The organism is Pantoea sp. UBA5923 (assembly GCF_002431095.1).
GTDB classification, from domain to species: Bacteria; Pseudomonadota; Gammaproteobacteria; order Enterobacterales; family Enterobacteriaceae; genus Pantoea; species Pantoea piersonii.
Map to the genome: position 1 here is coordinate 40008 of NZ_DJDN01000070.1, position 9028 is coordinate 49035.

At 57.4% G+C, this 9028-nt stretch carries 5 protein-coding genes and 1 other RNA gene; 2 read left to right on the forward strand and 4 right to left on the reverse strand.

Annotated features, from left to right (window positions below; all coding sequences use genetic code 11):
- Positions 1-1047: a 3-deoxy-7-phosphoheptulonate synthase gene (locus B3797_RS16405; protein WP_311791617.1), complete on the reverse strand. Its 1047-nt coding sequence runs from the start codon at positions 1045-1047 to the stop codon at positions 1-3.
- A gap of 151 nt (positions 1048-1198) precedes the next feature.
- On the reverse strand, positions 1199-2026 hold the full coding sequence (ppsR, locus tag B3797_RS16410; protein WP_311791618.1) for a posphoenolpyruvate synthetase regulatory kinase/phosphorylase PpsR: 828 nt from the start codon (positions 2024-2026) through the stop codon (positions 1199-1201).
- Positions 2027-2483: 457 nt separating this feature from the next.
- Here ppsR and ppsA point away from each other — a divergent pair, with 457 nt between their 5' ends.
- Positions 2484-4868 (forward strand): phosphoenolpyruvate synthase, encoded by a 2385-nt coding sequence (gene ppsA / locus B3797_RS16415; protein ID WP_311781541.1) that lies wholly within the window; start codon positions 2484-2486, stop codon positions 4866-4868.
- 60 nt (positions 4869-4928) lie between these two features.
- Here the strand turns inward: ppsA and rprA are convergent.
- Together rprA and ydiK are read right to left on the reverse strand one after the other, a co-directional pair.
- An RNA gene (rprA, locus tag B3797_RS16420) (antisense sRNA RprA) lies at positions 4929-5035 on the reverse strand.
- A 245-nt stretch (positions 5036-5280) separates the two neighbouring features.
- Positions 5281-6399 carry an AI-2E family transporter YdiK gene (gene ydiK, locus B3797_RS16425; protein ID WP_311791619.1) on the reverse strand — a complete coding sequence of 373 codons (1119 nt, stop codon included), beginning with the start codon at positions 6397-6399 and terminating at the stop codon, positions 5281-5283.
- 204 nt (positions 6400-6603) lie between these two features.
- On the opposite strand from ydiK, the gene ydiJ reads away from it, so the two are divergent.
- A partial coding sequence (ydiJ, locus tag B3797_RS16430; protein WP_311791620.1) for a D-2-hydroxyglutarate dehydrogenase YdiJ occupies positions 6604-9028 on the forward strand: 2425 nt, incomplete at its 3' end.

The window sequence follows — 9028 nt, forward strand, 5'->3', positions numbered from 1 at the left end:
TCAGAAGCGGCTGTTCACCGCCTCGGCCAGCAGCGACAGCACTTCTTCGCTGTCCTGCCAGCCGAGGCAGGGATCGGTAATTGACTGGCCGTAAACCAGCGGCTCGCCCGCGACCACTTTCTGATTTCCCTCTTCGATAAAGCTTTCGATCATTACCCCTGCGACCGCGCGTGACCCGGCGCGGATCTGCTGCGCCACCTCGGCCGCCACCTCTTTCTGACGACGATGCTGCTTCAGGCAGTTTCCGTGGCTGAAATCGATCACCAGCTGCACCGGCAGGCTAAACTCGCGCAGGCTGGCGGCAGCGGCGGCGACATCGTCGGCGTGATAGTTCGGCGTTTTGCCGCCGCGCAGAATAACGTGACCGTGTGGGTTACCGCTGGTCTGGTAAATCGTCATCTGGCCATCTTTGTCGGGGGAGAGAAACATATGGCTGGCGCGCGAGGCGCGAATGGCATCCACCGCAATGCGCACGTTGCCGTCGGTGCCGTTTTTAAAACCTACCGGACAGGAGAGCGCCGAGGCCATTTCGCGGTGAATCTGGCTCTCTGTTGTGCGCGCGCCAATAGCGCCCCAGCTGATCAGATCGGCGATAAACTGGCCGGTGACCATATCCAGAAATTCCGTCGCGGTGGGCAGGCCGAGGCGGTTAATATCGAGCAGAATCTGGCGCGCCAGGCCAATGCCGCGGTTAACGTTAAAGCTGCCGTCCAGATCGGGATCGGAGATCAACCCTTTCCAGCCCACCACGGTGCGCGGCTTTTCAAAATAGGTGCGCATCACGATTTCCAGGCGATCGGCGTAGCGCTCGCGCAGCGCATTCAGCCGCTGCGCATAGTCGAGCGCGGCACGCGGATCGTGCAGAGAGCAGGGGCCGATAATCACCAGCAGGCGCGGATCTTCGCCGCTCAGAATCCGGGCGATGCGCTGGCGCGCGCGGGTGACATTATCCGCCACGTCGGCGGAGAGAGGATGGGCAGCGGCTAACGCGGCAGGCGTGATCAGGCTGCCGATGCGTGCCGTACGCAGTTCATCAGTTTTATTCATGAGCATCTCGAAAACTTTTTCTTCGCAACGGTGACATACCGGGAAGTGATGATGATCACAATAAATTATTAGTCTGCGAATGCAACCCTCTAAACTAAAATGATTTTTGCCCAACGGCAGCGGCGGTTTACAAGCTGCTGCCGAGGGCAGTTCAGTACATGCGGCGCGTCAGGCCCATAATGTCGAGAATTTTGGTAGCGATCTCCTCCACCGAATAGTTGGTGCTGTTGAGATAGCGGATCTGGTGAGTGCGGAACAGCGCTTCGACTTCGCCCACTTCGAGCCGGCACTGGCGCATCGAGGCGTAGCGGGTATTTTCCGCGCGCACCTGACGAATGGCGGAAAGCCGTTCCGGATCGATGGTTAAGCCGAACAGTTTATGCTGAAACGGACGCAGGGCGGCGGGCAGCCGGAGATTATCCATATCATCGGCGATAAATGGGTAGTTAGCGGCGCGGATGCCGAACTGCATCGCCAGATAGAGGCTGGTAGGGGTTTTACCGCAGCGCGATACGCCTAACAGGATAACCTGCGCATCCTCCAGGCCGCGCAGCGAAATGCCGTCGTCGTGCGCCAGGGTGTAGTCAATAGCGGCGATGCGCGCGTCATATTTACCCAGATTGCTGGCATCGAGGCCGTGGGTGCGGTGCGCCACCGGCGCGGGCGCCAGGCCCAGCTCTTCCTGCAGCGGCGCCACCAGCGCCTGCACGATATCCTGACAGAAACCCTCGCTCTGCATAATGATGTCGCGCACCTCCGGCGTCACGATAGAGAAAAACACCAGCGGGCGAACGCCGCTTTTCTGGTAGAGCGCGTTAATCTGCGCTTTCACTGCCTGCGCGCGCTGAACATTCTCGACAAAAGGCAGCGTCAGGCTGTTAAAACCTACCGGAAACTGCGAGAGCACAGCATGTCCCAGCACTTCGGCGGTAATTGCGGTGCCGTCTGAAATATAAAAAACGCTTCTTTCGCTGCTCATGGCTTTTTTACCTTATGCGTACAGAGATATTGCTTAGGTTAGCAGCTTTAAATAGCGGTTAAAGCAAAATAAAAAATCCATATTTTAAATTTATGAACTATTTATTTTTTTTGCCCGTTTTAATCATGCAGGTTGCCGTTGAAATAATGAAATGACGTTTTGAAATCTTTTTCTGGCAGGTGGGCAAGGGGATAAGAGCAAATAAAGCCTCCGATCGTTGCGCAACAAAATCAGCGCTAAATCAATGAATAGCCTCAAAAATCAAAGTCATCATAGCCTTAGCGGAAAATAACGCATTTGCGCAACCTGAGCAAATTAATGGAATAATTCTTAATTTGCGAAATCTTGCGCGCTTTAACGATTCAACACTTAGTCATTAATTGCGCGTTGTGCCAGGCTAATTTTGCGAATAGCTAAATTTTCCATGTGCCCATTCATTCTTAAAAGGATAATCTCGATGTCCATTACAGGCGAACAGCCGTTAGTGCTCTGGTATAACCAGCTTGGCATGCATGATGTCGATCGCGTGGGAGGGAAGAATGCCTCCCTGGGTGAAATGATTACGAACCTGTCGTCGCTGGGCGTTTCAGTGCCTAACGGATATGCGACCACATCTTATGCCTTTAATCAGTTCCTCGATCAGAGCGGCCTCAACCAGCGCATTTACGATTTACTGGACAAGACCAACATTGACGACGTTGATGAGCTGGCGAAAGCCGGTAAACAGATCCGTCAGTGGGTCGTCGATACCCCGTTCCAGCCAGAGCTGGAAACGGCTATTCGCGAGGCCTACGAGCAGCTCTCCGCCGACGATGCCGAAGCGTCCTTCGCCGTACGCTCCTCCGCTACGGCGGAAGATATGCCGGATGCCTCTTTCGCCGGCCAGCAGGAGACCTTCCTTAACGTACAGGGCTTTGACGCGGTCATGATCGCCGTGAAGCATGTTTACGCCTCGCTGTTTAACGATCGCGCTATCTCCTACCGCGTGCATCAGGGTTACGACCATCGCGGCGTGGCGCTGTCGGCGGGCATTCAGCGCATGGTGCGCTCGGATCTCGCGTCGTCGGGCGTTATGTTCACCATTGATACCGAATCGGGCTTTGATCAGGTGGTATTTATCACCTCTGCCTTCGGCCTTGGCGAGATGGTGGTGCAGGGCGCGGTTAACCCGGATGAGTTCTACGTGCATAAGCCGACGCTGGCCGCCGATCGTCCCGCTATCGTGCGCCGCAATATGGGTTCGAAAAAGATTCGTATGGTTTACGCCGATTCGCAGTCTCATGGTGAACAGGTGCGTATTGAAGACGTGCCGGAAACTGAGCGCGACCGCTTCTCGCTGACCGATGAGGAAGTAGAAGCGCTGGCGCGTCAGGCCATACTGATCGAACAGCACTACAAGCGCCCAATGGATATCGAATGGGCCAAAGATGGCCACACTGGCAAACTCTTTATTGTCCAGGCGCGCCCGGAAACGGTGCGCTCCAATGGGCAGGTAATGGAGCGTTATAACCTGCAGGGCAAAGGCAGCGTGGTGGTGGAAGGACGCGCTATCGGCCATCGCATCGGCGCCGGCGAAGTGAAGGTTATCCACGACATTAGCGAGATGAACCGCATTGAAAAAGGCGACGTGCTGGTAACGGATATGACCGACCCGGACTGGGAACCGATCATGAAGAAAGCCTCGGCGATCGTTACTAACCGCGGCGGACGCACCTGTCACGCGGCGATTATCGCGCGCGAGTTAGGTATCCCGGCGGTGGTGGGCTGCGGCGACGCCACTGACCGCCTGAAAGATGGCAATAAAGTAACCGTCTCCTGCGCCGAAGGCGATACCGGCTATGTCTATAACGATCTGCTCGATTTTGAGGTCACCAGCTCGCAGGTAGACGAAATGCCCGCGCTGCCGCTGAAGATCATGATGAACGTCGGCAACCCCGATCGCGCCTTTGACTTCGCCTGCTTGCCGAACGAAGGCGTCGGCCTGGCGCGTCTGGAGTTCATCATCAACCGTATGATTGGCGTGCATCCGAAAGCGCTGCTGGAATTTGATCAGCAGACGCCAGAGCTGCAGCAGCAAATTCGCACCATGATGAAAGGCTTCGATGATCCGGTAGAATTCTATATTGCGCGCCTGACCGAAGGGATCGCGACGCTGGGCGCCGCTTTTGCGCCGAAGCGGGTAATTGTGCGCCTCTCGGACTTTAAATCGAACGAGTATGCCAACCTGGTCGGCGGCGAGCGATACGAGCCGGAAGAGGAGAACCCGATGCTGGGCTTCCGCGGCGCGGGGCGCTATGTATCTGATAGCTTCCGCGACTGCTTTGCGCTGGAGTGCGAAGCGGTTAAGCGCGTGCGTAACGAAATGGGGCTGACCAACGTCGAAATTATGGTTCCCTTTGTGCGCACCGTCGCGCAGGCGCAGGCCGTGGTCGAAGAGCTGGAACGCCAGGGCCTGAAGCGCGGCGAGAACGGCCTGAAGATCATTATGATGTGCGAAATTCCCTCCAACGCCTTACTGGCCGAGCAGTTCCTTGAGCATTTCGACGGCTTCTCTATCGGCTCGAACGATATGACGCAGCTGGCGCTGGGGCTGGATCGCGATTCAGGCGTGGTGTCGGCGCTGTTCGACGAGCGCAATGAGGCCGTCAAAGCGCTGTTGTCGATGGCGATTCAGGCAGCGAAGAAGCAGGGCAAATATGTCGGCATCTGCGGTCAGGGGCCGTCTGACCATCAGGACTTCGCGGCCTGGCTGATGGAAGAGGGTATTGATAGCCTGTCGCTTAACCCTGACACCGTGGTTGAGACCTGGCTGTCGCTCGCTGAGTTAAGCAAAAGCGCATGATTGTTTAAGCTAAAATGCAGACAAAAGGCCAGCTTTGCTGGCCTTTTTACTTTATCTGGGACAAAAAAAAGCCCATCACAGGGGATGGGCAAAGACTACACACAGCAATTCTTCACTTTACTCAGGGGAAAAGGTTGTTTAAAAATCAGTAGCTTGATTTCAAACATAGGAATCATGTTATTCATCGCGCCGTTCTGAGTCTTTAAGAATCCTCTTATTAGTTTAAAGCCAGTAAACTTTTGTCACGTATTTTGCCGCAAATTCCGGGTAAACCAGTGCGAAAAATAAACTATTCGCCGCTGATATGCGGCCTCATGGCTAAAAACTGCGTTTTTTCTTAAAAAGCGCTAATGGAAAAAAATATTAACGTGACGCAAATGAATCAGGGCGGTTAACCGCCCTGAGCCTGGATTCAGGAAGGCAGATGTTCTTCGTCGTGATCGGCGAGGATATCGACCACGCTGGCGGGATCGTCCGCCGGCGGCGGCGCCTCGTGCATCCAGACGGAAACCAGCCGGTAAGAGACCGCCAGCACCACCGGGCCGATAAACAGGCCGATCAGGCCAAAGGCCACCAGCCCGCCGATAACGCCGGAGAGGATCAGGATCATCGGCAGGTCGGCGCCCATGCGGATCAGCATCGGACGCAGCACGTTATCGAGCGTGCCGACCACGCAGCTCCAGATCAACAGCACCGTTCCCCACGTAGTGTCGCCGCTCCAGTAGAGCCAGACGATGGCCGGAACCAGCACGATGAGCGGCCCAATCTGCACCAGGCAACAGAGGATCATCAGGACGGTGAGCAGCGTGGCATAGGGGATGCCGGAAAGCGCCAGCCCAATGCCGCCGAGCACGCCCTGCACCAGCGCAGTGACCACCACGCCGAGCGCCACGGCGCGGATCGCCTGGCCGGCCAGCAACACGGTCGCATCGCCGCGGCGGCCCGCCATACGAAAGGCGAAGTGACGGATGCCATGCGCCGCCTGTTCGCCGCGCCAGAACAGCAGGGCGCTGAACAGAAGCATCACGCCGAGGTGGATCATCAGCCGACCAAAGTGGCCCGCCTGCGCGACGAAAAAGCCGGTGGTGCGGCCAACGTAGGGCTGCAGTTTCGCCATAATGGCGGAGCCGCCGCCCGCAATCAGCTTGTGGTAGCTGGAAAAAAGTTTGTCGCCAATGGCCGGAATATCATTCAGCCAGAGCAGCGACGGTATCTCCATATGACCCTGAGTCGCCCAGGCGATCACCGGGGCGCTGTTGTCGATCAGGCTGTTGACCAGCAGCGCGATAGGAATAATAAACAGCAGCAGTAAAAGCAGCGTCATCACGATGACCGCCAGCGAACGCCGGTTCCACAGCAGGCGCTGCAGGCGCAGCATCAGCGGCCAGGTAGCGATCACCACCATGCTCGCCCAGGCGAAGCCCAGGATAAAAGGCTGAACTATCCAGATACAGGCGACGATCATCAACAGGATAAACATCAGCGTAAAGAGCATCTGCGGCATATCCGTGGTGCGGTGCAGGTTTTTCATAAGGAACAACGACCTCAAATAATCCTTCATGGGGGGCAATCAGGCCCGGCTTAATGATGAGCTATTTTCAGGGCTTTAAACAGGGGCGGAAGAGAGGCTTTTTCCCTTTCCTGAAAAAACAGCGAGCGCGAAAAAAATGTGTTAAAACGGAACGTTCAGACAAAACAGACAACGCAAACGTTTACAACATCTGGTCTCCCAACAATGATCCCACAGATTTCTCAGGCGCCCGGCCTCGTTCAACGGGTGCTGACATTCCTCGACGCGCTAAAGGCGCAGGGTTTCACCGGCGATACCGCCACCAGCTATGCTGACCGCCTGTTAATGTCCACGGATAACAGCATCTACCAGCTACTGCCGGATGCGGTGCTCTTTCCGCGCTCTACCGCCGACGTCGCGCTGATTGCGCGCGTGGCGGGCGAGGCGCGCTTCCGCGAGCTGATTTTCACGCCGCGCGGCGGCGGAACCGGCACCAACGGGCAGTCGCTGAATCAGGGCATTGTGGTGGATATGTCACGCCATATGAACCGCATCCTGGAGATCAACCCGGAGCAGGGCTGGGTACGCGTCGAAGCGGGCGTGGTGAAGGATCAGCTTAACGCCTGGCTTAAGCCTTACGGTTTCTTCTTCTCGCCGGAGCTTTCTACCAGCAACCGCGCGACCCTGGGCGGTATGATCAATACCGATGCCTCGGGCCAGGGATCGCTGGTGTACGGTAAAACGTCCGACCATGTGCTGGGGCTGCGCGCGGTTCTGCTCGGCGGCGATATTCTCGATACCCGGCCGATGGCCACCGCGCTGGCGGAGACGCTGGCGCAGACGGCGACGCCGGAAGGGCGTATCTATCAGCAGGTGCTGACGCGATGCCGCGAGCAGCGCGACTTAATTCTGGAAAAGTTTCCAAAGCTGAACCGCTTCCTGACCGGCTACGATCTGCGTCATGTCTTTAGCGACGATATGCAGACCTTCGACCTGACGCGCATCCTGTGCGGCGCTGAGGGCACGCTGGCCTTTATCACCGAGGCGCGGCTCGACATTACGCCGATCCCGAAAGTACGCCGTCTGGTAAACATCAAATATGACTCCTTCGACTCCGCGCTGCGCAACGCGCCTTTTATGGTGGAGGCTAAGGCGCTGTCGGTGGAAACGGTGGACTCTAAAGTCCTGAATCTGGCGCGTGAGGATATCGTCTGGCATTCGGTGCGCGAGCTGATTACCGACGTGCCGGATAAAGAGATGCTCGGCCTGAACATTGTGGAGTTCGCAGGCGACGACGGCGCGCTGATCGAGCAGCAGGTAAGCGCGCTCTGTGCGCGGCTGGATTTGCTGATGGCGCAGCGTCAGGGCGGCGTAATCGGCTATCAGCTCTGTGACGATCTCGACGGCATCGAGCGCATCTATAACATGCGTAAAAAAGCGGTGGGGCTGCTGGGCAACGCCAAAGGCCGCGCCAAGCCGATCCCTTTCGTAGAGGACACCGCGGTGCCGCCGGAGAACCTCGCCGATTATATCGTCGAGTTTCGCGCGCTGCTCGACAGCCACGGCCTGAGCTACGGCATGTTCGGCCATGTTGACGCGGGCGTGCTGCATGTGCGCCCCGCGCTGGACATGTGCGATCCGCAGCAGGAAATGCTGATGAAAACCCTCTCAGATGAGGTGGTGGCGCTCACCGCGCGCTATGGCGGATTACTCTGGGGCGAACACGGCAAGGGATTCCGCGCGCAGTACAGCCCGGCGTTCTTCGGCGAAACGCTGTTCAACGAACTGCGGCGTATCAAGTCGGCGTTCGATCCCGACAACCGCATGAACCCTGGCAAAATCTGTACCCCCATCGACAGCAACGAGCCGATGATGCAGGTCGACGCGGTCAAGCGCGGCAGCTATGACCGCCAGATCCCCCTGACGGTACGCAGCGACTGGCGCGGCGCGATGGAGTGCAACGGCAACGGTCTCTGCTTCAACTTCGATGCGCGCAGCCCGATGTGTCCCTCGATGAAAATTACCCGCAACCGCATCCATTCACCGAAAGGGCGCGCCACTCTGACGCGCGAGTGGCTGCGTCTGCTGGCGGAGCAGGGGGTCGATCCGCAGCAGCTGGAGAAGCAGATACCGGAGAACAGCCTGTCGCTGCGCGCCCTGATTGGCCGCGTGCGCAACAGCTGGCACGCCAGCAAGGGCGAGTATGATTTCTCCCATGAAGTGCATGAGGCGATGTCCGGCTGCCTCGCCTGTAAAGCCTGCTCGACCCAGTGCCCGATCAAAATCGACGTACCCGATTTTCGCGCGCGCTTTTTACAGCTCTACCATACGCGCTACCTGCGGCCGGTAAGCGACCATCTGGTCGCGGCGGTGGAGAGCTATGCGCCGCTGATGGCGAAAGCGCCGAAGGCGTTTAACTTCTTCCTTAAACAGCCCTGGATGCGCGAGCTGAGCAAAAACCATATCGGCATGGTCGATCTGCCGCTGCTGTCATCGCCTTCGCTCAAGCAGGAGCTGAGCGGTCATCCGGCAATGAATATGACGCTGGAGAAACTGGAAGCGCTGAGCGCCGACCAGCGCGCCGACTATGTGCTGGTGGTGCAGGACCCCTTCACCAGCTTCTATGAGGCGCAGCTGATCGCTGATTTTA